We start from the raw sequence: 24,053 nt of genomic DNA on the forward strand, positions 1-24,053 counted from the left end.
TAGAATATGAAATTACCGAACGGCTACGGAAGTGTAGTAAAACTATCTGGAAAAAGAAGAAAACCTTGGATGGTTCGTAAAACCACAGGCTATCGCATCGATCCAGTCAAAGAAAAGAAAGTAAATGAATATATCATTATTGGATATGCCGCCACAAAAACTGAGGGGTTACAAATGCTGGCTGATTACAACCGGAATCCTTATGATACGAAGGCAGCCAAAATGACTTTTGAGGAAGTGTATGAGGAATGGTCTAAGAAAAAATTTCCTACGGTATCCGAAAGCAATATTAAAGGATACAAGACATCTTACAAAACATGTGGCATTCTTTGCAATCGAGTTTTTAAGGATTTAAAACTGGCAGACCTGCAACAGGTTATCGACACCTGCGGAAAGAATTTTCCCACATTGAAGAAAATCAAAATCCTGTTTAACCAGTTATATGAATTTGCATTAAAGAATGACATCTGCAACAAAGATTATTCTACTTTTGTTGAGATCGCCCAGTACAAAGACCGCAATCCAAACAAGCATACACGTACAAAATTCACGAAAGAAGAAGTTGCAAAAGTCTGGACAATGAAAGAGGACAAATACTATCAGATCATCCTCATGCTGCTCTATAATGGCACACGTATCTCCGAATTTCTTGATTTGAAGAAAAAAATGTGCATTTGGAAGAACAGTATTTTGATGTAATTGACAGTAAAACAGAAAACGGAATCCAAAAAGTTCCGATTGCTGATAAGCTCCTGCCTTACTATAAAAACTGGTATAATTCTTGTCCTGATTGCGAATATCTTCTTCATACAGAGGATGGCAAAAGATTTCTTTATCGCAATTACTATGACAGCTATTGGACTCCTCTTGTGGAACAGATTGGAATTGACCGTACACCACATTGTACCCGGCATACCTGTACTTCCATGTTATCGGAAGCTGGTGTTCAGGATACAACAATCAAGAAAATTGTGGGGCACTCCGGTGCTATGACTTTGACAGAAAAAGTTTATACTCACTTAGATATGCAAGTTCTTGTAGACGCAATCAACAAAACCTTAGAAAATGAGGACATCGTAATTGCCGATGCAGAATCTGCATAACAAAAAAGGACACTCTCCAGTGCCTACCACCGAAAAGTGTCCTATATTTTTTAGATATTTTTGTTGCAAACGTGTTGCAAATGCGTTGCGAACTGAGTAAATCCCACCGCTTTTCACCACATCTGACAACTCCACAAACCCTTGTAAAACAAGGATTTGAACGCAAATCCGAGTTCCGAAGATTATCTCTTGCGTAACTGAAATTATCGCTTGCTGAACTGTGGTGCGCGACGAGCGGATTTGAGACCGTATTGCGCGAGTTTTTGAGCTGTTTTCCCTTGATACTCCGGGCTTTTCCGGCTTTCTGCCTCTCAGTTATCCGGTGTGCGGACCATAAAAAACGGCATTTTTTCATTCAGCAATAGCCTGATGAAACGCACCATTTACTACCCCAAACAGCTCCTCTGGTTTATTGTACTTCACTTTTGCATAGATGTCCATAGTTGTTTTGCTGTTTTCGTGTCCGGCAAGGTATTGGACGGTCTTTGGATCAACACCAGCATAGAGAAGATTGGTAATGTAAGTGTGCCGCAGCTGATGCGGGGTTACATCAAAGTCCAGCGTATATCTGATTTTGGGTTGATTTTTCTGGGTCATGCCCGTCTTACCGTCAGATATGGAGTATCTGTATCCAGATATACTGAATCCCATTGCAGATCAAGAATTTCTTCCCGGCGTAGCCCTGCATATAAACCAATCATGACAAAGACATAAGGCGGCAAATCTCGGATAGCATCCAAAAGGCGCTCCACCTGTTCATCTGTCAAAGCCTGACAATCCTCTTGTGGAACACCGCCACCTTTTGTTGTCAGATAAATCGTTGGGTTGTGGTCAATAATCCTGCTTTCCATCGCTGCGCGAAAGATAGATTTGTAAAGGATTACCACAGATTTATAAACCGATGCAGATTTTTTGGAAACCGGAACAAGGGCAAGCTGAATATCATCCAGGCTAACCTCACCCATCCGTTTATCTCCCAATTCCGCTATAATATGCCGCCTAACCTTTGAGGTGTAATCCGTCAAAGTAGTAGCTCGTACATGAACCGACTGCATCAGCAGCCACTTTTCACAATACTCTGCAACTGTGGGCGTTTTCCGATGAAAAGTGGCATTCTCAATCTGTTCCAACGCAAGCGTTTCTTTGTTGTATAGTTCTTCAGGTGTTTTTGCGTAGATAGCTACGAGCTTACCATTCGCGTCTTTGATTCTGGTCCTATAATATAGGACACCTCTTTTCATAACTGTGCCATATTGAGGAATTATTGTTTGCCGTTTGGCCAATTCCGTCACCTCCTAAGAATAGACTCCAGCGCTGTATCTATGTTTTATCAGACCATTATGATTTCGACAAGGATACGAACCGGCTCACACTCCAGCTCTGCGAGGTTTACGATAAGTTGCATTCTTTTCTGCTGGCTTTGCTCTGTGGGTGCATTTTGCGATATACTCCTGAAGGCCCGCTGAAGTAAAGTACACACAGCCATTCTGCACATATTGCACATAAGAAATAAGACCATTGTTACGGGCCGCGTCCAGCGTTGCAATGCTGATACCTAAAATTTCTGCTGCTTCTTTTCGTGTAATAAGTTTTTCCATAAAGCATATTTCCTCCAATCTGTCAAGTTTGTCATCGTGTTTGTTCAAAATCACATGAATACGCTGGCAGCCGAAACTGCCAGCGCATGGTATCTGATTTTGAACAGAAAGCGGCAAACGCTTCCTATTTATATTTCTCAGCTTTCGTCACATTTGCCACGCCCCTGACGATGGGAACACAACAGGTCTCCGCTGGCGCGGCTGTCATAACTCCGCAACATCGTTCGTATCGTGTGCCGCAGGGTTCCCCCCAAGTCTTTGGCGGGCCGTGAGGAAGTATCTTTAAGCCCCCATGCAGTCATCGCGCCAAATCTGCCACAATCCGTTTTATGAAATCGTAGATCGCTCCGAAGCAGTTCTTTCATCACCTCCCTGACTGCTCCATCTTCGCGGCGTTTCATATTCGCTCGTACATGGGTTATGTACCTGTTGTGCTGTCTATTCGATTGTCAATGTACTGATGAAGGAGGAAAACTTGTCCTTCTTATTAACACTGACAAAAAAGGCAAAAAACAGGCGCATCAAATGAAATTTTATCAAAAATATTTTACAAGCTGCTTTAATCCACGGCGGATACTGTCTCGGACACGGCTTGGGTCTACACCTTCTACTTCGGCAATTTCATTTACCGTCATTCCCAGATAGTATCGGGCATAAATTCGCTTTGCCTGTTTCTCCGGCAGCTTCATCACAGCGGCATAGACCTGCTCCTGAAACTGTTTTTCCTCCAGAAGCATCTCCGGTGTCTGGGGCTTCATCAGAATCGCATTTTCAATGCCGTTGTCGCAGTCCAGGGAGTAGTACGCCTTATAGCGATACAGCTTTCGCTCATACGCAGCTTCCGCACGTTCAGCTGCTCGAATAGTCTCCATTACTTCCTCTGTCACATCTACAAAAAAGTCTGTTGTATAAACATTAGGATAAAGTTCCCGAAGGTTAATTTTCTTCATTATGTACCTCCATTTCGATTCACGGGTGATTGACGGGTGGATCGAATAGAGGCGGAGACCGACAACGGCAGACAACCGGGTCATCTCCGAAAAAATGGCAACAAAAAACGCCAGATTTCCGTGAGGGAAAACTGGCGCGCCAAGAACAGCCATTATTATACTGAATTACATGGAACGATAATGCCGATGCAATGTTATACTTGCCCGGAGGAGGAGCAAGGCTTTTTTTAGCTGGTGCAGATCATGGATACTGCAAAAAGGCAAAAAGGACACGGCGATACCTCCTCGGACACCGCCGTATCCTTAAAAAAGGGTGACTTTATCACACCCTCCGTAAATCCATTTTTTCAAAAGGAAAACGGCGGCCTGAAATGCAATATTTTCAAGCCTCCGTCATCTTTGCAAAGCCGGACGGCTTTTGCTCAGGTGTTATTCGATATTCTCAATTGTTTCAACAATGTTCATTTTTGCAATAGAGTGCAGCGGGATCGCCGTTGCCAGCAGGCAGGCAGCAACAGAAACCACAGTAGCCTCTATAATCGCAATAACAGGAACGGCAACCAGTTGTAAGGCATCCGTCTTTGCAGCCCCGACAAAGATACAGCAGACATAGCCCAGCACTGCGCCAATCACAGAGGCAAAGATAGCGTAATAGGCACCTTCCCACAAGAATGTTTTATAAAGGCTTGCGGCACTCATGCCAATAGCCCGCTGCATACCAATTTCATTGACACGTGTATGGATGTTGCTGTAAACGGTGTTTATGATATTCAATATGCCAATGATGCCAATAAAGATAATCAGTACCCAGCAAAGCATTTTGATTTGTTCAAAACTCTCTGCCATTTCATTGCTGCTTTCAAGGTAAGAAAGCCAGTGAGCACCCGGATATTTGCTGCACCAATCATCCAATATACTTTCAAAAGAATTCGTATCTACGCCATCCTGCAATGTCAAATAGATTTCAGAATAGGTATCATCCTGCATCAGCGAGCAATATATTTCTTCGTTCACGATAAGTTGCACACCGTTGGTGAAACCTTCATTGTTGATTGTAATAGGAGTATCAATTATCCCTATCACACGAAGCGCCCTGCTGCCCAACTGGATCGTATCACCAATAGAAAGCTCCGTATGCTCCACAGGCGTATCCCCGTAAGAAAAGGGAATAGGATTTTTGACAAGGCAGCCTGTTCCATTATTTAGCGCCTGCTTATCCTGATCAGAAAGATTGGGAGCGTAGATTTCTAATAGCCCATCGTCAATATTGACAAGCTGAAAAGTTTCGTGGCTCTGCACGGACAAATCTGTTTCAAAGGGAAGTTCGTCACCAGCACCCGGCGTAAATACAGAAAGCCTGACAGTGGAAATGTCTTTTACAGTGTCGTTTGCCTCCAATGTGCTTATAGCTTCTGCCGGAATACCTGATGTTTCATTTGTAACAGCATAATCGCTGAAATACATATCCTGAATCGAACTGCTGGCATCAAGCAGCCCAGTAAAGCTCTGCAGAGCAACAAAGACGGTAATGCTCATAACAAGAGACAGTATTGTAAGAAGCGTCCTGCCACGCCCGCGTTTCAAATTGAGTCTTGCATAGTAGGCTTCAAAATTGTAGATTTTGTGATTTCTTTTTCTGCGGCGTTTGATCTTAACAGACTGGCCAGACATAGCAACTGTCGGGGATACACGCGATGCGTACCGAGCAGCTGGAAAGGCAGCCATTAGCGCAAATAAAAGTGTGACCGCAATACTTGCAAGGAGCATGGGGAATTTTACCGCACTGGCAGCGCTGATTGCTTCGTTTAATTCGGAAACACTATTTGCCATGAATATATCAGGATTGAGAACACCCGTAGCAGCAATTAGCGTAGCCTTTGCTGCTAATGTGCCAAGTACCAGCCCAATCGGAATACTGATTCCGCAAAGGATCAGGAGCTGCAAGGAAACAAGACGATAGATTTGTCCACGCTCTCCGCCGATTGCACGAAGTGTTCCATATTCTTTAATTCGTTTTGTAATGGAAATTTTTAGAATATTATAAATTACCAGTCCAGCTGCAAACAAAACCAACAAGCCTACCAAAACACACGCCACCGTCATAAAGGAAAAACCTGCACCAGCATCACTATTGGATGTCTCATCATAAGAAATACCGACAGCATCAAGAAGAATCCAGTTATATTGGATATACCGATCCTCTACATCCAAGTTCTTCGCAAGATCATAAACGATGCTCTGAAAGTTTTTCTTGTCATGAGTCTTAAAGTCAGTAGAATAAAGCAGATATTCTTCTGGTAATAGTTTTTCTGCGGTTCCGTTTCCTACAATTCCTTCAACTGTACCTGTTGAATAGCCGATATAGCTGCTTTCAAGAATACCCGTTAATATGAATTTTCCGCAATATTCAAATTCAGGAAGTGAACCATCCATAACAGATACGCGCATATCCAAAGAAACGGTATCTCCAACCGCAGCATTTAATCCAAGATACCTCAAGCTATCCTCTGATAATGCAATTTCACTTGCTTTCTCCGGCAAATGCCCCTCTTTTATCTTGCTGATTGCTGGGTACATCGCCAAAGCGTTATCATGATACTCTCTGAGATACAAGTTCAGGCTGCTATTACCAAGGGTTGTGCTGCCTACAAAGACGGTATCTCCTACATCATATACTCGATCATCCTCGTGGAGTTTCTGTGCTTGTTCCCTGCTGAGTTGATGAAATGTTACATATCGGTTTCCGTTTAGGCTCGCAGCCTGCTCTATTCTCATAGACTGCAAAATTCCAATGGACTGACCAACAACGGTTGTTATGATCGTTGACATGATAACTGCAATCAGGATTAAAGTCGCTGTAATTTTTTGCGTTTTTAGTTCTTTCCATGTAAGAGCTAAATAGGATTTCATCTTACTGTCACCTCCGAAAGCACTCCGTCAATGATGGTAAAACGACGCTCTGCCATTTCTGCAATATGAGGGTCGTGAGTAATGACAATAAGTGTCTTTTTCATTTTCGCCCGAAGATCACAGAGCATTTCCATAACCTCACTGCCGCTTTTGGTATCAAGATTTCCTGTCGGCTCGTCGGCGAAGATGATGTCTGGCTTTGCGATCAGAGCGCGGGCGATTGCCACGCGCTGCTGCTGCCCACCGGACAGTTCATGGGGCAGATGGTTCAAACGGCTGTCGATCCCTAAAAAGGCTGCGATCTCCTGTAAATAGGCATTGTCCGGCTTGCGCTTGTCGAGAAGCAGCGGCATGATAATATTCTCCTGCGCTGTCAGCACCGGGAGCAGATTGAATTGCTGGAAGATGAAGCCGATCTTTTGGCGGCGGAACGCCGATAACTCCTTGTCACTGCCGTGATGGATGTCGGTATCGCCATACAACACCTTGCCGGAAGTTGGCGTATCCAATCCGCTGATGATGTGAAGCAGCGTACTTTTTCCACTGCCTGACGGCCCCATAATGGAGATGAAGTCACCGGAGTGGATTGTCATATTTGCATGGCACAGCGCAACGACTCTGTTCTCGCCTGTACCGTAGATTTTGGAAACATCGTTTACTTGAATATCCATGAAAAAACTCTCCTTATCGTTTTGATAAGGAGAGTATAAAAGAGAAATCTCAAAAAACACTCAAGAGTTACGAGATTTTCAAAATTGCGGATGCAACAGCCCCGGTATTGGTATTTGCAATTTTCAAAGCACCTCCGTGTTTGTGGCAAAGAAGATCACAGATATAAAGTCCCATGCCCAAATGCTCTGCTTCTTCTGTACCCTTACGGAACGGTTGAATGCCATTTTTCAAAAGAACCGTCGGAAATCCATCACCATCATCCGTAACTTCTAATATCAGATTTTCACCTTCTATGGCAAGTTTTACCGCGACATTCTCTTTTGCAAACCGCAGAGCATTTGTTGTGAGATTTTCAGCAATTTGAAACAACATTCCTTTATCCAAAGAGACAGTGCCACATACAGACAGGCCATGAAAGCGAAGCTGCTTACCATATTCGGTTATAGAAAAGCCAAGATCTTTTTCCAAATCTGCACTCAGGGCACCGGTGTCAAAAAGAGCTTTTTTCGGCTGAACTTGCTCCAACCGTTGAACCTTGCTCATAGTTTCTACATAGCGTTCGATGCGTCCTGTATAGGCATCTATACGATCAAGATCGTCCATAAGCTGCGGTGTGTTGCCGGTGCCTGCACAATGTTTTGCCATTTTCACTGATCCTTTCAGGACTGTTATCGGATTTCGGAGATCGTGGGCGAGCGCCGCATTTAACCGTTTCCGTTCTTCCGTTTGTCGCCACAACTCACGGTTGCTGTTCAAAAGTGATTGCCGCATGGTTTCAAACGTGACACAGAGCTGTCCCAGTTCATCCTCGGACACGGCCGGAATGATAAAGTCCAAGTCATTCTGCATCATGCGATTTGCACCATCCATAAGAATAGCAAGTGGCTCTTTCAGCTTACAGCGATAGAACAGAGATGCAGTTAATATCAAAGCGACAATGAAGAATAGCATCGGCAAAACGAACTGAAAAATGACCAACGCATTTCTAACTGCGGTTGCTCCTGCTACCGGTTCCGGAAACTCTGTCTTTATTGTGGAATCTGCTCCAACGATAATTTGCACGCCAGATGGGGCGAATACTGCACTCAATTTTGTGCAGTCCACAAAAACAACAGCCGAAAGGCTTAATGCCAGCAATAGGTTGATGAGCGTCAGCGTGAACAAGGACTTTTTCAGGCTCATATTTTTTATCCATTCCATTTGTAACCCACCCCCCAAACTGTTTCGATATAACTGTGATGCGACAAGGCAGTAAACTTGCTTCGAATTTTTCGGATATGCTCCATAATGGTATCACTGTTGCCTTCGCCATCAAGTCCCCACACAGCTTCATAAATTCCTTCCCGGTCAAATACCTGCCCAGCGTTCAGTGAAAGCAGCTCCACAATGTCAAATTCCTTTTTTGATAAGTTGACAGGCGTTCCGTTGATAGATACCTCCCGTTTGGAGTAGTCGATCACCATTTCAGAGAAAAAGCGGAGTTCGGATTGCCCCTGCTTTCTGTTTTCCCGCCGCAAGTGTGCAGCGACCCTTGCGCCTAATTCATCAATGTCAAACGGCTTTATGATATAGTCATCCGCTCCAACCTGAAACCCTTTGATCTTATCGGCGGTTTCTATTCTGGCCGTCAAAAATAAGATGGGACAAGAAATGTGGCTGCGGACTTTCTCGCATACGGTAAGTCCGTCCATGCCGGGCATATTGATGTCCAGCAGCACAAGATCAGGATGGCAAGCCGCCTGTTTCAATGCTGTTTCGCCATCATACGCCGTATAGACCACAAAGCTCTGCATTTCAAAATAGCTTTTCAGCATATCAACGACGCCTTTTTCATCATCCACGATGAGTAGCTTTTCGTTCACAAATCAACGCCTCCTTTCGCAAGCATATAGTATCGCATGAAAATCTCAAAAATTTCTCAACTTTTTCGTTCTTCCGTCAATCGGCTTTTCTGCGTTCTTTGGGATCAGCCAAACACCAGCCATCTTTACAGCGCCGGGGATACGCCCAGCAGCGCAATAGTAATTTACTCTACGAGGTGTCACGCCCCATTTTTCGGCGGCCTCTTTTAGTGTCATATAATCCATTATGCACCTCCACAGAGTACATTATAGTTCTTTGTCTCGAACAATACAAGTTTATCACCAATCGCAGTTTTATATAATCGGCATAATCGTACAGCTCGTCAGGCATAATAAGGTCATTCCATCATATAAACCGGAACGATACAATATTATTGAGGTGAACGATTATGCCGATTGATGATTTGACTGCTTTAGGGCAAAAAATGCGGGAAGCCCGAAAGAAAAAAGACCTGACACAACAGGAGCTTGCGGATCTGAGCCATGTTTCTGTAAAGCAAATCGCCAATATCGAAAAGGGGAAAATGAATCCTTCTTATTTGATTTTGAGAGCATTGGCAAAGGTCCTGCACATCTCTTTAGATACGCTTATAAATCCAGATATTTCTCTGGAGGATGAGGGTGTCAATCAGATGAAAATGCTTTATTCCAGCTGTCCGCCAGAAATGCGTGACACCCTGCTGCATCACACCCAGGAAACGGTGAAAGAACTGACAGAGTTGTCCGAAAAATTTGAAACGAATTGAGCCAGTGAGTGAAATTTAACGATTCTCTCACTGGTTCTTTTCAATTTCGGAGAAAAGAGGCAAGCAAGCAGAGAAAAAAATCCCTCCGTGATTTTCCTCTCCGCTTGCTTGCCCGGGGCAGCGCCCCCAAGCCCCTTTGAACACAGAATTTCATTCTGTGGCTGCGCGGTCTCCGTTCCACTACGGTCGGCACTAAACGGACATCCCCCGGATGTCCAGTGCCTGCGATCGCTTTTGACCAGGACCAGCTTACCGCTGGCCGTGGTCTTTTTCTTTTTCAACATCCTGTTCTACCTCCATTTTCAGCACTCGATCTACATTCACTTTTGCAGTCAAAAGCTCCCGCATTTCTTCGCAGGAACGCCGATACTCGGAATAAGTCTTTTTCTTTTCTTCCAGCAATTTTGCGTACTCTGTCTGCAACTCTTTGACCTTGGGCAGCTTCTTGACGCCCATCTCATCAAAGGCATTCTTAGCAGCCTGGTGGAGCAGAATTTCTTCCTCATGTTCCTCCCGGAATTTCTTAGAGTAACCCGCCTTGCGGTATGCCACATAGACCTCACGGGTCTTGGCATAATTTACGATGTGAGTACGCAGAACAGCGATCTCTGCCATGCGCTTTTCAGCCGCTTTGATCTGCGCCGAAAGATCATTGTGATGTGCCGTAGCAGCCGTAGCCTTTTCTTCCAAAACCGCATACTCCAGCAGATTGTTCTCTGACAGGTAATTCATGGTCTGCGCCATTTGTTTCAGATTAAAAACTTTAGCCCATCGCGCATAGCCAGCACCTTTTCCAGCCTGTAATTTTGCCTGAATGTCCACCAGCAGATTGACCTTCGGCGTCTCTGCCTGTGTGACGGTTTTCTTTCGCGGGGTACGTGCTTTCTTCCCTAAGAGAACTGCCTGTAAATCTTCCAATCCATATCCTTCGCCCAGACTGTCCATGCGGGCGGCTTTCTCCCAACCAGAGAGCTTCAGTCGATACGATTTTCCGCGCTTTGAGACTTCACAACCATACTCTTGCAACAGCTTCAGCAGTTCTTCAAAGTCAGCAGGACTTTGTGATAATGCGTTGTCAATCGCCACACGAAGCAGCTCTCGGTGAGAGGGCTTTGCCTGATCGCCTAGCCATTTGTTATAGCTCTTTCCGTGAGGTTTCGGATTCTCTACAATGGACAGTCTATTCTCAATACAGCTGGTGTCACTTAGCCGACGAATCGCCTTGGTGCTGCCCCAAAAGTTTCGGAATTTCCGGTCATATTCTAAGCTGACCGATGACCAGATAATGTGATTATGAATGTGCGACTTGTCTATGTGGGTGCAGACCACAAAGGCATGATTGCCCTTGGTAAACCGCTTGGCAAATTCTACGCCCAGTCGGTTTGCTTCTTCCGGGGTAATCTCACCAGGGTGGAAGGACTGGCGCACATGATAGGCGATCACATCATCTGTACCACGCACTCGTCCGGTAGCGGCAATGTACTGCCGCTTTGCCAGAAGGAACTCCGCATCCGCAGTCCGGCTGTCACACGCATAGCCGGTAATGAGCCTGCCGTTATCTGTTTTCTTTGGATTGGCCACATAGTCGATGATGTCACTGATTGCCCGACTTTCTGTGCGGCCTTTGCCGACATGAAGCGGCATGATTCTTGTAGTTGCCATAATGCTTCCTCCTCTCCAAACACAAAAGCTGCCACCCAACGAATTTTTATCGTTGAAGTGACAGCTTTCTGTCATTATGCACACCTCTGCAATGGTGTTTTTATGTTCTTTTACTATTCAAAAATTCAACCAGCTCATAGACTGTTGTTACCGGATTACTATCCCGGCAGATCACAGCAACCTGATCTCTGGTTAATCGCTCCACCCGTTCTTTTGCGTACTGAATAGCTTCCGGTTGATGTTCCTGCAGTTCTTCAAAAACATCCACACTTTTTCCGTAGTTCTCCAAATACCCTTTGTTTTTCAAAATGTCAATTACCGTAGCGGAATCTTTCAAATATCCATTCCGTTTTTCAAAATGGAGCAGATACCAATACTCAAATGCTGGATTGGAATATGCGATTTTGTACCCATGCTTCTCCGCATAAGAAATTGCGGCTTGAAGCTCAGAGTCTTTATTATCATCACAATCGAATACACACCAAAGCTGATCTCCATCTTTCGGATAATAATCTGCTTGAGAAATCAGGGATTTTGCGTGTTTCACCAAATGTTCCGCCGCCTTATGTTTCGATGGAATTGGGATAATATCCACTAGGCAGTTTCGTGAACGAAAATGTTTGAAATAAAGTGTCTCTGTTTCTTTTCCTTCGCAGATGATATAAACAATCGGTTTACGCTTACGCCGCTTAACTTTGTTCGGGTCATACTCTTTTCGCATCTTGCTCATCAGGCGTCACCTCCGATAAAAGGGATTGCACCAAACCGTCCCTGAAGATAACCCTTACGCACATTTTCTCCTTTTCTTGGAGAGAAAGATGCCAACGAGTAAAGCTCTGTTGCACAAGTCTCATCATTCTTTTCAGCAAACCAAATCTGATCTCTACGGAAGAAATTCAAGTCAAGTAGCATTGCATCGTGTGTTGTAAAAATCAGCTGCGCTCCCTTTGTATTGACAGCCTTATCCTGCACCATTTCAATCAGCCTTCTGGTTAAAAGAGGATGCAGACTATCCTCAATTTCATCAACAACTAAAAGTGCGCCGTTTTCAAGTGCCTGCAACCATCCTCCAATGCGGGCAAAAAAGTGTTGTGTACCGACAGATTCCTGCTCCATTAAAAGCTGGAAGTATTCTGTTGTACCATCCTCGTTAATAATTCGATGTGTTGTCGTAATAACCGGAATTTTACCGGAAGTGTTCTTGATTGTAACATCGGTAATTCCAAGATCGGCAAGCAACAATTCCTTTAAGATTCGAGCTTTCTTATCATCACCACTGGCAATCTGGGCAACAGTTTCTGAGGTAGCTGGTTCTTCATCCATCAAGAATGTCAACTTTTCCAGGAACCACCGATAAGCATTTTCCGTCTGAGGCAGATTCCAGTCATTAGAAGATACCAGATAGAGCTTATTGTCTGGTGTTCGATTGCTCAGAGTTACCTGCTCATTTACATTTTCCCGGAACTCATATACTCCGTTTTCTCTTGAAAAGATTAAGGCTTCACGACCATTTGGCCAATGGTAAAGATACTCTTTATAAATCTTCTTTGCATCAAAAGAAAAACCGTATGTGTAACGAACTCCCTGAAAAATAAATACCATCTCAAAAGACGTCGGTTCCTTTGTTCCGCCAAACGGCTCCCACGGCAACTTTTGTCCCTTAGAAACTTTTGCTGCATTTCCTACAACCATTTCTTTCATTGTCATCATTGCGTGTAATACGTTACTTTTTCCGGCTGCATTGGCACCGTAAATTGCAAGTACGGGCAACAATGCCTTCTTTTCATCTGGATGAAGCAGATATTCTTCAAATGACTTATCCTTAGAGGCCGCAAAACTGATTACGGCACTGTTCTTTATTGACCTGTGATTTTCAACTGTAAACTGAATCAACATAATTGAATACCTCCATTCTCAGTATTCGTATTTTCAGCCACTATTATAACAGTTAAAAATGCTTTGGTCAATATTTATAGCTTGTTTTTGCAGTTTTTCTGCAAAATTTATGAATAAATTCTTTCTCAACCATTTTTCACAAAATATTTATCGTACTATAACCACACCATCTTAGTCAGTGACCAAGATTGTGAGTAAGATACCTTCACCCATACACCCTGTCCTGAATTGCATATTTCAAATCCTGCACCTTACCCAACAGCCAGATCGCCGCAAGCGGCAATCCCATCGGGCTAATCAAAAAAGCTATAACCAGCAAAATCACACCATTTTGCGGGGAATAGGTAATAATCACAGCCACGCCAAGCAGAGCAATTATCGTGCTGAGCAGACCAAGCACCAGACCGGATATGTAGATCAGCCCCGTACAAAGCCAGACAAAAAGCGTCAACACCAAAATGACCGGTACAGTTACGATCATCAGCAGACATTTCAAAATCTTCATTCCTGTTCCTCCTTCCAACGCTCCAGATGCCGTTTGCACTGGGCATCCGCTTCTCTCTCATCATCTTCCGTCACTTCCCGTTTTCCTTTGGTCAGTTCAATCTCCAGATAAGTCCGGTAATCATCGGCTAAGAGGTCGAACAGTTCCTTGGGAGTATGGCACACCTCGCCAGAGCAATAGTGAAAATCTTGGTCAAATTCAACTCTTACACATCCATGGCGGCTGATATAAACTTCTATGGTCTCGTCTGCGGTCAGGTAATCCGTAAAAATCTCCAGCACCTTTTCAAAGGTCAGCATCTGTTTTCACTCCTTTACTACGCTTCTTATTCTACTCATATTATCCGGTGCGGACAGGCAAAAGACAAGGATACAGACAAAAAGAAATAGCGGAGGAAGGTGCGGCGAAGAAACGCCGTTCCTCCCTCCGCAAATGGAGTATCTATCCCTGTTATGAAAGTTTGGAGAGTTTCTATGGAGAGGGTCACACCATCCAAGGCTCTGGTAATGTCCGGCTCTGTGCCATAATATTTTTTCAGTTCAGTCGTTTGCAAAATTCTCATAAAGAACACCATCCTTTCTTTTTGATAAACCCATTGTAACGACCAAACCTCACAGAAATGTCACGAGCCACAAAAAATTTCCGCTAAATTCGACCCCAAATGTCACAAGTCTGTGACATTTCAATTTTTGGGGCGTGTCGGCGCTACTTTCGGAGCAGGAAAACAGAAAAGGTTGAGCCTTTCCCAACTTCCGATACAAGCCTCTTTCACAGAGTCTGATAATGGGATATATCGGTCACGGTCAGTTTTGGCTTCACGGATTGTAAGAATCCCATCTTCGAGATTTACATCCTTATAGCGAAGACCAACAACTTCAGACACACGAAGTCCACAGCCATAGAGAATACGAAATATCACAGGTAGCGCCAGATGCATGTTTCTTGCAACCTCCCGAGGTTCTGTTTCATCAGCGGCTTTTATCACAGATACTATCCCCTCTACCTTTTGCTTCCGTAGACATACGTTTCCACTTGTTAAGCATATCTTTGATTTCGGATTATTCTAACCTTGCTTACAGCGATTTGCAATATATTGACATTAGACCCTTTTCCCATTGGTGCTTCGGGATACTATGGTCTCAGCTGACTCCTAGGTATGAACTTTTTATCGCACGTACAAGTTGTACGCTACCTAGGCCTCCCAAGGTAAGACACAAGTCTTTCACCGCACAACCTCTGGATTTACTCTCTTGGCGTTACGTTTACCTTTTGGGCTTCGATTTGTTTCGCAATCTTGCCCGCCATTTAGTCTCATATCCAGTTTCTGTTCGTAGGCTCAACGGTTTTGCTACACCACTTCCTCCCCCTAAACATTGCTGTCTTCGGCTTGTGGTTCGCTACACTTGGCGGTAAATACCCGTGACGGGACTTTCACCCGTAAGACTTGTGCCATGCCTGGCACACGAAAAAGCCGCCACTTCAAAATCATAAAGTGACGGCCCTTTCTAATGCCGGAATCTCTGAAACAAAAAAAGCACCCTGTTATTTGTTACTGAGTACCTGCATTAGAATCGTATTTAATTGTTCAGATTTGGTCAGATTATGCCAAACCCTCCAGCGAAAAATCCGGTGTCTGAGAGTGCCAAAATCGCCCTCAAAAATACCCCCGAAATTGTTCTCTGGTTGTCCTATTTTTTAACCACTAAGGCCGTTTTTTGACCCCATTTTTGCCGGTTGTCCTATATTTAACCACTAAAAATTGGGTGAAAACGGCTCTCATTTGGTCAAATGAGGTCAAACTTTTGTCACCCGTTTAGGTATAAGAAAACCCCGGAAAACCTTGATTTTCCGGGGTGTTTTAACCATTTTGATATAGTCTGAGCAGTCGATTATCGCTTGCTGAACTGCGGAGCGCGACGAGCTGCTTTGAGACCGTACTTCTTACGCTCTTTCATACGTGGGTCACGTGTAAGGTATCCAGCTTTCTTGAGAACTGGTCTGTACTCAGAATCTGCCTCAAGAAGTGCTCTGGCGATACCATGACGGATTGCTCCAGCCTGTCCTGTGTATCCGCCACCTTTTACGTTAACGATTACATCAAATTTGTCTGCTGTCTCTGTAGCAACTAATGGCTGACGAACAACAACTTTTAATGTCTCAAGTCCGAGATACTCATCGATATCTCTTTTATTGATTGTAATATTACCTGTTCCTGGTACAAGGTAAACTCTTGCAACTGATTTTTTTCTTCTTCCTGTTCCGTAGAATTTTGCTTTAGCCACTGTAATGTCCTCCTTTCAACCTTTCCTTAAAATGTAAGCTCAACTGGCTTCTGAGCCTGCTGCTCATGATCCGGTCCAGCATATACATGAAGCTTCTTAATCATAGATCTTCCTAAAGGTCCTTTTGGAAGCATTCCTTTAACTGCGAGTTCGATAACCTTCTCTGGTTTCTTAGCCATCATCTCTGCTAATGTAGTCTCTTTCATTCCTCCTACATACTCAGAGTGATTGTAATAAATCTTCTGGTTCATCTTCTTACCTGTTACGTTAATCTTCTCAGCGTTAACAACGATTACATAATCACCTGTGTCAACGTGTGGTGTGAACTGAGGTTTGTTCTTACCTCTTAAAACCTTAGCAACTTCTGATGCAAGGCGTCCTAATGTATATCCTGTAGCGTCAACTACATACCATTTTCTTTCAATCTTATCTGGATTAGCCATATAAGTCTTCATGGAATTCCCTCCTGTAATTCTTTAACGTTTATTTTTTTGCTTCTCTATCGAAATCAACATGATTCCGGGGCTTTGGCCTCATGCTGTTTCTTCTTTTGCCATACTGTCATATTATATTATACTGACCCGTGTGTGTCAACCATTTTCAATACTTTTTCCGAACTTTTTTTACCCCTCTTTTCTCATGTTTTCAGTCTCTGATTCTATCTTTTTCTTTATTTTCTGATATTTCTTTCTATTACTTCTATATCTTTCTTTTCGCATTCATGGTATCATAGTTGGGAGGTTTTGACTCAAATCATAACTTATGGTTGATAAAATGATGTTGGGGGGGATTATTGATATGCAAAAGAAAATTGACCTGATAAATGGCCCTATTTTATCTTCACTTACAAAACTTGCTCTTCCTATCATGGCAACTTCGCTGATCCAGATGGCTTATAATATGATTGACATGATCTGGATCGGACGCCTGGGAAGTTCCGCTGTCGCTTCTGTCGGCGCTGCCGGCATGTATATGTGGCTTTCTAACGGACTTGTTACTTTAGCAAGAATGGGAGGTCAGGTTCACGTTGGTCATGCAGTTGGTGCAGGGCGCACAGACTCTGCGGGGCGTTATGCCGCCACTACATTTCAGATGACACTTCTTCTCGGCGTTTTGTATGGACTGGTATGTACGATTTTTTCCAAGCCTTTGATTGCTTTCTTTCATTTGACAAGCAGCTCCGTTATAAATGATGCTGTCAGCTACCTGATGATTACATGTGGGCTTGTAATATTTTCATTCTTAAATCAGATATTTACCGGACTGTTTACTGCTATCGGAAATAGTCATCCCGCCTTTCTTTCTACCAGCGTAGGACTTGTTATCAACATCATTCTGGATCCGCTTCTGATTTTCGGGATTGGTCCATTTCCTGCATTAAAAGTTACGGGAGCAGCCATTGCGACGATCATTGCACAAATGGTTGTTACACTACTTTTTTTATTTTTTGCAAGCCAAGACCAGATTCTGTTTCACCATATTTATTTACTGCAAGCTCCAGATTCTAAGAAAGCTTCAGAAATTTTCCGGCTCGGGCTTCCTTCCTGTCTGCAGAGTCTTGTATTTACTGGCATTTCCATGACCATAGCAAGACTGGTTGCCGGATATGGTGATGCTGCAGTTGCCGTACAAAAAGTCGGCGCGCAGATTGAATCGATTTCCTGGATGACTTCAGATGGTTTTGCCTCTGCCGTCAATTCCTTTATTGCTCAGAATCACGGTGCCGGAAAAGAAGACAGGATCCATGCCGGATATCGGTCCGCTCTGAAAATCGTACTTCCGTGGGGTCTTTTCTGCACCATACTTTTGGTATGCTTTCCGACTCCGATTTTTAAGATTTTCATCACAGAACCTGATGTTATCCCGATGGGAATCAGCTACTTGATGATCCTTGGTTTTTCTCAATTATTTACCAGCCTGGAGATTACAACCTCCGGTGCATTTTGTGGTTATGGCAGGACACTGCCGCCTTCCATTATCGGAATTACTTTGAATCTGCTTCGAATCCCGATGGCACTTGCACTGACTGCAACGCCACTGGCACTTAGCGGAATCTGGTGGAGCATTTCCATCACTTCTATTTTAAAGGGCTTGATTCTATTTATCTGGTTCCAAATTACTATAAAAAAAATAATATTACATAAAGAAAGAAGGCATAGTTATGTGGACTTATAACAGTGTATTTTATCAAATTTATCCGATTGGGTTCTGTGGTGCTCCAGTGCACAATGATGGTGTAACGGTTCCCCGCATCCGCAAGATCATGGAGTGGTCCGATTATCTAAAAGACCTCGGTGTAGATTCCATTTTATTAAATCCAATCTTTGATTCCGACAATCATGGATATGACACAAGAGATTTTCGAAAAATCGACTGCCGGCTTGGCACAAACGAAGATTTTTCAGATGTCTGCAAGGATTTGCATAATCACGATATCAAGATTGTACTGGACGGTGTGTTTAATCATGTCGGCCGTGGCTTTTGGGCATTTCGTGATGTCCAGGAAAAGAAATGGGACTCTCCATATAAGGATTGGTTCCACATTAGTTTTGATGGTAACAGTTGTTATAACGATGGGTTCTGGTATGAAGGATGGGAAGGACATTTTGAACTGGTCAAATTAAATCTCCAAAATCCGACAGTGGTCGATTATCTTTTGGACTGTGTCCGCTTCTGGATTGATACTTTTGACATCGATGGACTCAGGCTTGATGTTGCATACTGTCTGGATCGTGAATTTATGAAACGTCTGCGACAGTTCACTCAGGAATTAAAGCCCGATTTTGCCTTGATTGGAGAAGTTCTTTTCGGAGATTATAACCAGATTGTCAATGATGAAATGCTTCACAGTTGCACGAATTACGAATGTTATAAAGGACTTTATTCCAGCTTCAATTGCATGAATCTTTTTGAAATCGCACATTCCCTGAACCGCCAGTTTGGACCAGAGGATTGGTGCATTTACCGCGGAAAGCATCTTATGACTTTTGCTGATAACCACGATGTCACAAGACTCGCCAGCATCCTGACTAACCCGGCACATATTCCGCCGGCATACGGTCTGCTTCTTGGTATGCCAGGCATACCATGCCTTTATTATGGAAGTGAATGGGGCGAAAAAGGCGAGAAAGCACCAGACAATGATTATGCACTTCGCCCATGTTTTGATGCACCAAAACCAAATGAACTCACAAAATTCATTAAAAAATTAATCCAGATCCGTCAAAACAGTGATGCACTCTGCAATGGCTCTTACCGAAATGTAGTGATCCAGAATCATCAACTCATATTCGAGCGTTGCTCAGAAAAAGAACGTATACTGGTCACTGTCAATGCATCTGACTCACCCTATACCGCATGGCATCAGGAATTGAATGGAACGGTCCATGACCTGATCAGTGATACAGAAATTCAAATGGACGGAAAATTAGAAATTCCACCATATAGTACGATGTACTTGAAATTTTAATAAGTTCTGCCCTGCGTAAAATTGAATTGGGGCCGTAGTCAATCATTGATTAGCTACATCCCCAATTCATGTGAGATAGGGTTATTTTACTGCCTTGAATGCTTCATCAAGGTCTTGGATAATGTCGTCAATATTTTCAGTACCGATAGAAAGTCTGATAGTGTTTGGTTTGATTCCCTGGTCTAACAGTTCTTCTTCCGTGCACTGGCTATGTGTTGTTGTTGCCGGATGGATTACAAGTGATTTCACATCGGCTACATTTGCAAGGAGTGAGAAGAGCTCCAAATTATCGATAAAGTCTTTTGCTTTCTGTGCATCTCCTTTGATTTCGAATGTGAAGATAGATCCTCCACCGTTCGGGAAGTATTTCTTGTAAAGTTCCTGCTGCTCTGGATCTGTGGATACAGACGGGTGATTTACATGCTCTACCTGTGGATGGTTGTTCAAGTATTCTACAACTTTCAGTGCATTCTGTACATGACGCTCTACACGAAGTGAAAGTGTCTCAAGTCCCTGTAAGAACAGGAATGAATGGAATGGTGAAATTGTTGCACCTGTATCACGAAGCAGGATTGCACGGATCTTTGTAACAAATGCTGCGGCTCCAACTGCTTTTGTGAAGCTAATTCCGTGATAGCTTGGGTTTGGTTCTGTCAGTGAAGGGAATTTTCCCGATGCTTCCCAGTCAAATTTTCCTCCGTCTACAATGACTCCACCGATTGTTGTTCCGTGTCCACCGATGAATTTTGTTGCGGAATGTACAACGATGTCAGCACCGTACTCGATTGGTCTTACAAGATAAGGTGTTGCAAATGTGTTGTCTACTACCAACGGTACTTTATGTGCATGTGCAATTTTTGCATATTTTTCTACATCTACTACATCTGAGTTCGGATTTCCAAGTGTCTCAATGAATAATGCTTTTGTATTTTCCTGGAATGCTGCCTCAACCTCTTCCTCATTAAAAATATCAACAAATGTTGTTGTGATTCCATACTGTGGAAGTGTGTGTTCTAATAAGTTGAAGGATCCACCATAAATGTTTTTAGCCGCTACGATGTGGTCACCGTTCTGTGCCAGGTTCTCGATTGTGTATGAAATCGCGGCAGCTCCGGAAGCAACTGCAAGTGCTGCAACGCCACCTTCCAGTGCTGCGATTCTCTTTTCGAATACATCTTCTGTCGGGTTTGTCAGACGTCCGTAAATGTTACCAGCATCTGCCAGACCAAATCTTGCTGCTGCATGATCGCTGTTGCGGAATACATAAGATGATGTCTGGTAAATCGGAACTGCTCTTGCATCTGTAACCGGGTCCGGCTGCTCCTGTCCTACATGTAACTGCAATGTCTCAAATTTAAATTTTCTGTTCTCTCTTGTAATTTTTTCACTCATAATCCCTATCTCCTTTTCTTCTGCTAAATCTCTATTCACCTTGCCAACAAGCTTACTCATTTTATTGCTTACTTGTTTTACTGGCGTGTTTTTGCAGATTGCTCTGCTATTTTCATTGTTTCTATCAAACACATTTCCTATCTGTTTGATAGGTATATAATAGCATGATAATTCCTACCTGTCTAATATGTAAAAAAGAAAGCCGGCTATAAGTAATTCCTATAGTCAGCTTCCTGTATCTTTCTCATATTTTCATCTTCACTTCTAGCTCTGCTTTTGATCCGCTTTTATATCTTCCACGCCACGGATGTCCATGCCCATAGCTTTGTATTTTCGGATTTCTTCCAGATATTTCTGTCCCAAAGGACTAAGCGCCACACCCTTTCGCTTCAGATAACCAATCGTCATATGCTCATTGGATTTCAGCTTCACTGCACAGTAATCTTCACCGTTGAGTCCCTCACATATAATGCCACAGCAAAGTGTGTATGCATTCAACCCTACCATGAGATTTAAAAGGGTCGCCCGGTCATTCGCCCGGATCAGGCGCTTGTATTCGTAAGTACTTAACACTTCCTCTGCAAAATAGAACGAATTATAATTCCCCTGCTCAAATGCAAGACACGGGTATTCTTCCAGTTCTTCTATGGAAATCTCTTCCTTATTTGCAAGAGGATGCCCTTTCCAAAGATAAACATAGACACCACAGTCCAAAATTGGATGAAATTCCAAATCAGACTCCTTAATCATCTTCGTCAATACCTTCTGATTAAAATCATTGATATAAATAATTCCTATCTCGCTGCGGAATTCCTTTACATCTTCAATGACTTCATATGTTTTCGTCTCACGGACCGCAAACTCGTACTCATCCATGCCAAACTGTCTGACCATTTCCACAAATGCATTGACTGCAAATGTATAATGCTGCATAGACACTCCGAATTTTTTCTTTACATTTTTACGTTCGATATAATGAGACTCAATCAGTTCATATTGTTCTACAACTTGTCTTGCGTATCCCAGAAATTCGATTCCTTCCTGGGTAACCGACACCCCTCGGTTGCTTCGCTTGAATAACTCTGCTCCAATCTCTGTCTCCAGCTCTTTGACCGCCTGCGACAAACTTGGCTGCGAGATAAAAAGTGCTTTTGATGCCTCATTCATAGACCCGGTATCTGCAATTGTAATCACGTATCTTAACTGTGTCAGTGTCATATCTTACACTCCTGTCTTACGTTTTAGCCTTCTTTGCATATTGGGTTTTCAATGTCTTCATTTTCCATCAGATCTGCAAGAGTAAATCGATCCGTGTACTCTATGATCACATCCCAAAGACCTTCCCAAAACTTCACTGTCCTACACTGTTCATAATGTTTGCATGCATTTGGCTCATCTTCAATGCAGCCTACCGGAGCCAGACTGCCTTCTGCTGCCCGTAAAATCTCTCCAGCTGTATATTCTTCTGGTTTTTTTGCCAGCATATAACCACCGTTATTTCCACGAAAGCTCTTTACATATCCTGATTTCGTGAGGATCGGCATGATCTGCTCCATATATTTCAATGTAATCCCCTGTCGCTTTGAAATATCTTTTAAGCGAATATATCCGCCTGTGTTATGCTCTGCAAGATCGATCATGATCCGAAGTGCATATCTTCCTTTTGTTGAAACTTTCATTATTTCACCAGTACTTTCTCGATTTCTGCCATGTACATTATGTGGTAATCTTTCTCCGGATACCATCTCTCATCGTTTTCCGGTGCATCAAAGCACTCTGGTTTCATTTCCTGATGATATAACTTCTTACATACAAAAATCATATCTGCTTCTTCCACTCCTGTTGTTCCGTCGACCGGATAAGGATGAAGTCCGGCTGCCGCCCACTTATCCTCCACATCACGTCCACTGACTGTTCCACAGTAGTTCAGCGCTTTACGCTCCTCCTCCGGGAGAAATGATAACGTAAAGTGATCCGTCTGATCTACAAATTCTTTTGTATAACGGTTTGGTCGGATATATGCGGTTGCAACATTCTTTCCCCACATAATACCAAGACCTCCCCAGCTTGCTGTCATCGTGTTTGACTTCTTCTCATCTCCTGCTGTAATCAGCATCCACTGTTTACTTATCTTCTTAAATGGGTTAAATTCAAGACTTTCAATTGGTACTTCATGAAATGCCATATTTCATTCACTCCTTTTATTCTTCAGTTCCATAAACCTGCACTTCTGCAATACAAGTGTCATTCCAGCTCGTCTTGAGACCTCTGTATACCTGCTCAATAATCAGCTTAAGTTCAGAGGTTTTACATGTATCTGAAAATGTGACCCAGTATTCTTTTTTTTCATCTGAAAATGTAACTTTCCGAATGAAATGGTCGGTCTGAATATCCAGTTCTTTCGGTCTGTTATTCTGCTCATACGCAGCATCATCTTCCCAGCTTCCAAGTTTCAGTGCAAGATACTTTACCGTATATGTTTTTTCAAATTTAAGTGTAAGATTTTCACCCTGTCCGTATCCTGCTACATCTTCCTGCCACGACGTCACTTCCTGACCGTCAATTGCTTTCTCGGCTGTGTTATCATCAAGTTCTGAACTCGCCTTGGAAGATACAGGCTGAATCTGTACATAAGAATCAAGATCCACAGGAGTTGCTTCGTCTACAGAAATTGTAATCTCAGCTTCTTTTTCATCTTCCTGTTCCTGCCGTTCTTCCTTCTTTCGTTCTGTCTCGTTTTTCTTCTTATTTGCCTCTATTGTCTTCTGATCCGGCAGTGCATCTTTCGAATCTGCAGTCAGCTCACTTTGCGTCTCACTGACCTGTTTTTCGAACGCATGGTAACCGGTCTGTGCAACAACAGAGCCAAGCACGACTCCAGCCAGCGCAACGCCGCCTATCATGATCCATGTCCTTGATTTCTTTTTTTCCAGTTTGTACCCACAATGTGGGCAGTAAGATTCTCCATCGTTAATCGGTTTGTCACATCTTGGACACTTCATAGGC

The 24,053-nt window shown here is 43.3% G+C and carries 25 protein-coding genes and 2 pseudogenes; 5 read left to right on the top strand and 22 right to left on the bottom strand.

Translation table 11 applies throughout. From position 1 onward, the window contains the following. Window positions 1-6: 6 nt before the first annotated feature. Entirely contained in the window at window positions 7-699 is a 693-nt protein-coding gene (locus C7E02_RS19790) for a hypothetical protein (protein ID WP_242978802.1), read from the top strand. After that, window positions 669-1,103 (top strand): tyrosine-type recombinase/integrase, encoded by a 435-nt coding sequence (locus tag C7E02_RS19795; protein ID WP_242978804.1) that lies wholly within the window; start codon window positions 669-671, stop codon window positions 1,101-1,103. The genes C7E02_RS19790 and C7E02_RS19795 overlap by 31 nt, the downstream gene beginning before the upstream one ends. 351 nt (window positions 1,104-1,454) lie before the next feature. On the opposite strand, the pseudogene C7E02_RS10915 reads toward C7E02_RS19795, so the two are convergent. From C7E02_RS10915 to C7E02_RS10960, 8 genes and pseudogenes are all read right to left on the bottom strand, one after another. Next, window positions 1,455-2,386: pseudogene (locus tag C7E02_RS10915) on the bottom strand (tyrosine-type recombinase/integrase). 84 nt (window positions 2,387-2,470) lie between these two features. Beyond that, window positions 2,471-2,701, bottom strand: a complete 231-nt coding sequence (locus C7E02_RS10920) for a helix-turn-helix domain-containing protein (protein WP_008728422.1) — start codon at window positions 2,699-2,701, stop codon at window positions 2,471-2,473. Window positions 2,702-3,237: 536 nt separating this feature from the next. After that, window positions 3,238-3,651, bottom strand: coding sequence for a sigma-70 family RNA polymerase sigma factor (locus tag C7E02_RS10930; RefSeq protein WP_105309547.1), 414 nt, complete (start codon window positions 3,649-3,651; stop codon window positions 3,238-3,240). Between the two features lie 429 nt (window positions 3,652-4,080). After that, the gene (locus C7E02_RS10940; RefSeq protein ID WP_105309548.1) at window positions 4,081-6,561 is read right to left on the bottom strand and encodes an FtsX-like permease family protein; all 2,481 of its coding nucleotides are present in this window, start codon (window positions 6,559-6,561) and stop codon (window positions 4,081-4,083) included. Then, window positions 6,558-7,232, bottom strand: a complete 675-nt coding sequence (locus tag C7E02_RS10945; RefSeq protein ID WP_105309549.1) for an ABC transporter ATP-binding protein — start codon at window positions 7,230-7,232, stop codon at window positions 6,558-6,560. The genes C7E02_RS10940 and C7E02_RS10945 overlap by 4 nt, the downstream gene beginning before the upstream one ends. Window positions 7,233-7,299: 67 nt before the next feature. After that, window positions 7,300-8,433 carry a sensor histidine kinase gene (locus C7E02_RS10950; protein ID WP_105309550.1) on the bottom strand — a complete coding sequence of 378 codons (1,134 nt, stop codon included), beginning with the start codon at window positions 8,431-8,433 and terminating at the stop codon, window positions 7,300-7,302. After that, window positions 8,421-9,095 (bottom strand): response regulator transcription factor, encoded by a 675-nt coding sequence (locus C7E02_RS10955; RefSeq protein WP_105309551.1) that lies wholly within the window; start codon window positions 9,093-9,095, stop codon window positions 8,421-8,423. The genes C7E02_RS10950 and C7E02_RS10955 overlap by 13 nt, the downstream gene beginning before the upstream one ends. A gap of 45 nt (window positions 9,096-9,140) precedes the next feature. After that, window positions 9,141-9,320, bottom strand: a complete 180-nt coding sequence (locus C7E02_RS10960; RefSeq protein WP_105309552.1) for a helix-turn-helix domain-containing protein — start codon at window positions 9,318-9,320, stop codon at window positions 9,141-9,143. A gap of 164 nt (window positions 9,321-9,484) precedes the next feature. Here C7E02_RS10960 and C7E02_RS10965 point away from each other — a divergent pair, with 164 nt between their 5' ends. Further along, on the top strand, window positions 9,485-9,841 hold the full coding sequence (locus tag C7E02_RS10965) for a helix-turn-helix domain-containing protein (RefSeq protein WP_105309553.1): 357 nt from the start codon (window positions 9,485-9,487) through the stop codon (window positions 9,839-9,841). Window positions 9,842-10,090: 249 nt separating this feature from the next. Here C7E02_RS10965 and C7E02_RS10975 read toward each other — a convergent pair whose 3' ends face one another. From C7E02_RS10975 to rplM, 9 genes and pseudogenes are all read right to left on the bottom strand, one after another. Continuing rightward, window positions 10,091-11,503, bottom strand: a complete 1,413-nt coding sequence (locus tag C7E02_RS10975) for a relaxase/mobilization nuclease domain-containing protein (RefSeq protein ID WP_105309554.1) — start codon at window positions 11,501-11,503, stop codon at window positions 10,091-10,093. 100 nt (window positions 11,504-11,603) lie between these two features. Next, a complete protein-coding gene (locus C7E02_RS10980) occupies window positions 11,604-12,233 on the bottom strand; it encodes an RloB family protein (RefSeq protein ID WP_005341169.1) in 630 nt (209 codons plus the stop codon). Beyond that, window positions 12,233-13,399, bottom strand: coding sequence for an AAA family ATPase (locus tag C7E02_RS10985; RefSeq protein ID WP_005341167.1), 1,167 nt, complete (start codon window positions 13,397-13,399; stop codon window positions 12,233-12,235). The genes C7E02_RS10980 and C7E02_RS10985 overlap by 1 nt, the downstream gene beginning before the upstream one ends. Before the next feature lie 205 nt (window positions 13,400-13,604). Continuing rightward, complete coding sequence (locus C7E02_RS10990) at window positions 13,605-13,904, bottom strand: CD1845 family protein (RefSeq protein WP_005341165.1); 300 nt, start codon at window positions 13,902-13,904, stop codon at window positions 13,605-13,607. Next, window positions 13,901-14,203 (bottom strand): hypothetical protein, encoded by a 303-nt coding sequence (locus tag C7E02_RS10995; protein WP_105309555.1) that lies wholly within the window; start codon window positions 14,201-14,203, stop codon window positions 13,901-13,903. Before C7E02_RS10995 ends, C7E02_RS10990 begins: the two co-directional genes overlap by 4 nt. A 134-nt stretch (window positions 14,204-14,337) precedes the next feature. Beyond that, window positions 14,338-14,466: pseudogene (locus C7E02_RS19800) on the bottom strand (ABC transporter ATP-binding protein); the annotation flags it as partial. 120 nt (window positions 14,467-14,586) lie between these two features. Continuing rightward, entirely contained in the window at window positions 14,587-14,889 is a 303-nt protein-coding gene (locus tag C7E02_RS11005) for a tyrosine-type recombinase/integrase (RefSeq protein WP_242978806.1), read from the bottom strand. 904 nt (window positions 14,890-15,793) lie between these two features. After that, window positions 15,794-16,186 (bottom strand): 30S ribosomal protein S9, encoded by a 393-nt coding sequence (gene rpsI / locus C7E02_RS11015; protein ID WP_005335953.1) that lies wholly within the window; start codon window positions 16,184-16,186, stop codon window positions 15,794-15,796. Between the two features lie 26 nt (window positions 16,187-16,212). Then, the gene (gene rplM, locus C7E02_RS11020) at window positions 16,213-16,641 is read right to left on the bottom strand and encodes a 50S ribosomal protein L13 (RefSeq protein ID WP_022278613.1); all 429 of its coding nucleotides are present in this window, start codon (window positions 16,639-16,641) and stop codon (window positions 16,213-16,215) included. Between the two features lie 343 nt (window positions 16,642-16,984). Between rplM and C7E02_RS11025 the strand changes: the two genes are divergently transcribed. Both C7E02_RS11025 and C7E02_RS11030 read left to right on the top strand, forming a co-directional pair. Beyond that, a complete protein-coding gene (locus C7E02_RS11025) occupies window positions 16,985-18,361 on the top strand; it encodes an MATE family efflux transporter (protein WP_105309841.1) in 1,377 nt (458 codons plus the stop codon). Beyond that, window positions 18,348-19,655 (top strand): alpha-amylase family glycosyl hydrolase, encoded by a 1,308-nt coding sequence (locus C7E02_RS11030; protein WP_105309556.1) that lies wholly within the window; start codon window positions 18,348-18,350, stop codon window positions 19,653-19,655. Before C7E02_RS11025 ends, C7E02_RS11030 begins: the two co-directional genes overlap by 14 nt. 81 nt (window positions 19,656-19,736) lie before the next feature. On the opposite strand, the gene C7E02_RS11035 is transcribed toward C7E02_RS11030, so the two are convergent. From C7E02_RS11035 to C7E02_RS11055, 5 genes are all read right to left on the bottom strand, one after another. Next, window positions 19,737-21,047 carry an O-acetylhomoserine aminocarboxypropyltransferase/cysteine synthase family protein gene (locus C7E02_RS11035; RefSeq protein WP_040015740.1) on the bottom strand — a complete coding sequence of 437 codons (1,311 nt, stop codon included), beginning with the start codon at window positions 21,045-21,047 and terminating at the stop codon, window positions 19,737-19,739. 264 nt (window positions 21,048-21,311) lie between these two features. Continuing rightward, on the bottom strand, window positions 21,312-22,265 hold the full coding sequence (locus tag C7E02_RS11040) for a LysR family transcriptional regulator (RefSeq protein ID WP_005341157.1): 954 nt from the start codon (window positions 22,263-22,265) through the stop codon (window positions 21,312-21,314). Between the two features lie 23 nt (window positions 22,266-22,288). Continuing rightward, the gene (locus tag C7E02_RS11045) at window positions 22,289-22,726 is read right to left on the bottom strand and encodes an RrF2 family transcriptional regulator (RefSeq protein ID WP_105309557.1); all 438 of its coding nucleotides are present in this window, start codon (window positions 22,724-22,726) and stop codon (window positions 22,289-22,291) included. Next, window positions 22,726-23,232: a flavin reductase family protein gene (locus C7E02_RS11050; protein WP_105309558.1), complete on the bottom strand. Its 507-nt coding sequence runs from the start codon at window positions 23,230-23,232 to the stop codon at window positions 22,726-22,728. The genes C7E02_RS11045 and C7E02_RS11050 overlap by 1 nt, the downstream gene beginning before the upstream one ends. Window positions 23,233-23,248: 16 nt before the next feature. Next, on the bottom strand, window positions 23,249-24,049 hold the full coding sequence (locus tag C7E02_RS11055) for a zinc ribbon domain-containing protein (protein ID WP_029730887.1): 801 nt from the start codon (window positions 24,047-24,049) through the stop codon (window positions 23,249-23,251). Window positions 24,050-24,053 lie beyond the last annotated feature (4 nt).

The sequence above is a fragment of the Dorea sp. Marseille-P4042 genome (assembly GCF_900290215.1).
Taxonomy (GTDB): domain Bacteria; phylum Bacillota; class Clostridia; order Lachnospirales; family Lachnospiraceae; genus Dorea; species Dorea formicigenerans.

Coding starts and splice junctions, on each gene's coding strand:
- C7E02_RS19790 (WP_242978802.1), top strand. CDS start 7: ATGAAATTACCGAACGGCTACGGAAGTGTAGTAAAACTATCTGGAAAA.
- C7E02_RS10920 (WP_008728422.1), bottom strand. CDS start 2,701: ATGGAAAAACTTATTACACGAAAAGAAGCAGCAGAAATTTTAGGTATC.
- C7E02_RS10930 (WP_105309547.1), bottom strand. CDS start 3,651: ATGAAGAAAATTAACCTTCGGGAACTTTATCCTAATGTTTATACAACA.
- C7E02_RS10940 (WP_105309548.1), bottom strand. CDS start 6,561: ATGAAATCCTATTTAGCTCTTACATGGAAAGAACTAAAAACGCAAAAA.
- C7E02_RS10945 (WP_105309549.1), bottom strand. CDS start 7,232: ATGGATATTCAAGTAAACGATGTTTCCAAAATCTACGGTACAGGCGAG.
- C7E02_RS10950 (WP_105309550.1), bottom strand. CDS start 8,433: ATGGAATGGATAAAAAATATGAGCCTGAAAAAGTCCTTGTTCACGCTG.
- C7E02_RS10960 (WP_105309552.1), bottom strand. CDS start 9,320: ATGGATTATATGACACTAAAAGAGGCCGCCGAAAAATGGGGCGTGACA.
- C7E02_RS10965 (WP_105309553.1), top strand. CDS start 9,485: ATGCCGATTGATGATTTGACTGCTTTAGGGCAAAAAATGCGGGAAGCC.
- C7E02_RS10975 (WP_105309554.1), bottom strand. CDS start 11,503: ATGGCAACTACAAGAATCATGCCGCTTCATGTCGGCAAAGGCCGCACA.
- C7E02_RS10980 (WP_005341169.1), bottom strand. CDS start 12,233: ATGAGCAAGATGCGAAAAGAGTATGACCCGAACAAAGTTAAGCGGCGT.
- C7E02_RS10985 (WP_005341167.1), bottom strand. CDS start 13,399: ATGTTGATTCAGTTTACAGTTGAAAATCACAGGTCAATAAAGAACAGT.
- C7E02_RS10990 (WP_005341165.1), bottom strand. CDS start 13,904: ATGAAGATTTTGAAATGTCTGCTGATGATCGTAACTGTACCGGTCATT.
- C7E02_RS10995 (WP_105309555.1), bottom strand. CDS start 14,203: ATGCTGACCTTTGAAAAGGTGCTGGAGATTTTTACGGATTACCTGACC.
- rplM (WP_022278613.1), bottom strand. CDS start 16,641: ATGAAGACTTATATGGCTAATCCAGATAAGATTGAAAGAAAATGGTAT.
- C7E02_RS11025 (WP_105309841.1), top strand. CDS start 16,985: ATGCAAAAGAAAATTGACCTGATAAATGGCCCTATTTTATCTTCACTT.
- C7E02_RS11030 (WP_105309556.1), top strand. CDS start 18,348: ATGTGGACTTATAACAGTGTATTTTATCAAATTTATCCGATTGGGTTC.
- C7E02_RS11035 (WP_040015740.1), bottom strand. CDS start 21,047: ATGAGTGAAAAAATTACAAGAGAGAACAGAAAATTTAAATTTGAGACA.
- C7E02_RS11040 (WP_005341157.1), bottom strand. CDS start 22,265: ATGACACTGACACAGTTAAGATACGTGATTACAATTGCAGATACCGGG.
- C7E02_RS11045 (WP_105309557.1), bottom strand. CDS start 22,726: ATGAAAGTTTCAACAAAAGGAAGATATGCACTTCGGATCATGATCGAT.
- C7E02_RS11050 (WP_105309558.1), bottom strand. CDS start 23,232: ATGGCATTTCATGAAGTACCAATTGAAAGTCTTGAATTTAACCCATTT.
- C7E02_RS11055 (WP_029730887.1), bottom strand. CDS start 24,049: ATGAAGTGTCCAAGATGTGACAAACCGATTAACGATGGAGAATCTTAC.